The sequence below is a fragment of the Novosphingobium colocasiae genome, assembly GCF_014652555.1.
Taxonomy (GTDB): Bacteria; Pseudomonadota; Alphaproteobacteria; order Sphingomonadales; family Sphingomonadaceae; genus Novosphingobium; species Novosphingobium colocasiae.
In genome coordinates this window covers 1-1,257 of record NZ_BMZA01000059.1, presented here as the reverse complement: position 1 = coordinate 1,257, position 1,257 = coordinate 1, and the positions used below count along the sequence as shown (strand labels likewise).

The 1,257-nt window shown below is 63.5% G+C and carries 2 protein-coding genes and 1 pseudogene; all 3 read left to right on the top strand.

What is annotated here, in order from left to right:
• Positions 1–187 precede the first annotated feature (187 nt).
• Positions 188–397 (top strand): transposase domain-containing protein, encoded by a 210-nt coding sequence (locus IE122_RS18215; RefSeq protein WP_189622640.1) that lies wholly within the window; start codon positions 188–190, stop codon positions 395–397.
• Positions 394–987, top strand: a complete 594-nt coding sequence (locus tag IE122_RS18210; RefSeq protein WP_229814398.1) for a plasmid pRiA4b ORF-3 family protein — start codon at positions 394–396, stop codon at positions 985–987. Before IE122_RS18215 ends, IE122_RS18210 begins: the two co-directional genes overlap by 4 nt.
• 35 nt (positions 988–1,022) lie before the next feature.
• Positions 1,023–1,133: pseudogene (locus tag IE122_RS18205) on the top strand (integrase core domain-containing protein); the annotation flags it as partial.
• Between the last annotated feature and the right edge of the window lie 124 nt (positions 1,134–1,257).

Below are 1,257 nucleotides of genomic sequence, written 5' to 3'. Positions count from 1 at the left end.
CATCAACGGCACGGTAGATGGCTTTGAGAGCCATTCCGAGCGCCTTGCGATCCTTCCAGCCGCACCGCCTACTTCTGGGTCTATCTGCGCGAGGGCCGTTCCAGCGGTGACATGAGCCCGCCGGCCGTGGCGTTCCGCTTCACGACCGGTCGCGGCAGCGAGCATCCTGCAGCCCATCTCGCCGGGTATGTTCGTCGGCTCGGCCAAGGGCGGGGATGCTTCAGCCCTGTTTTACGCGCTCGCCGCGACATGCCGCCTGAACGGCGTGGAGCCTGAGGCCTGGTTCACCGACGTCATTGCGCGTATCGGCAACCAGCCGATCAACCGGATCGACGAACTGTTGCCGTGGAACTGGCAAGCAGAAAAAGAGGTCCAGAACCTGGAGCAAGCTGCTTGAGCAACGCCTTCGTCGTGCGGATGACGATCACCCTGGATGACGTGACCCCGGCCGTGAGCCGCATGATCGAAGTGCCGCTCGGCATCAGACTCGATCGTTTGCACACCGTCTTCCAGGCGGCATTGGCGTGGACGGACAGCCACCTGTGGGAACTGACCTTCGGCCGCACGGACTTCGGCATCCCTGATCCCGAATATGGCTTCGATGGTCCGCTCGATGCCCGCAAGGCGACATTGGCCGAGGCTCTGGAAGGAATGCGGGGCAAGACCTTCCGGTACCTCTACGACTTCGGCGATGCGTGGGAGCACAGCGTCAAGATCCAGGGCATCGCTTCTGCGAACCTCCAAGGTAGCTATCCACGTCTGCTCGAAGCCACCGGCATGCGGCCACCCGAGGACTCAGGCGGCCCTTGGGGCTATGCCGAGAAGCTGGAAGCACTCGCAGATCCGGCCGATGAGTATCACGAGGAGGCGCTCGACGCCCTGGGCGACGATCATGATCCCAACGCCCAGCCCGACATCGACCTGATCCACTCCCGCTTCGCCGCGCTGACAAAGAAATGGGCGCCGCGCCCGCGAAAGGCCAAATAGGTCTACGTCAACGCCGCCTTCCGTCGGCGCTTACGTTGGAGGAGTGGCGCAGATACTATAACGAGGATCGGCCGCACGGTGCCATCGGCAACAAGCCCCCAATCACGCTGATGAATCCCGGTGACGCACCCAGCCCGTCACCGTGACCCTGGCCGGGAAACTCTAACCCGGGGTGGTCCAGAGAATGGTGTCGGATCAAAAGTTGCCCGTAAGCGTAGCCGCCGCCCCACCTTGCGGGCTTGAAGCGCAGCGTCGAGTCTCCGCGCCCTG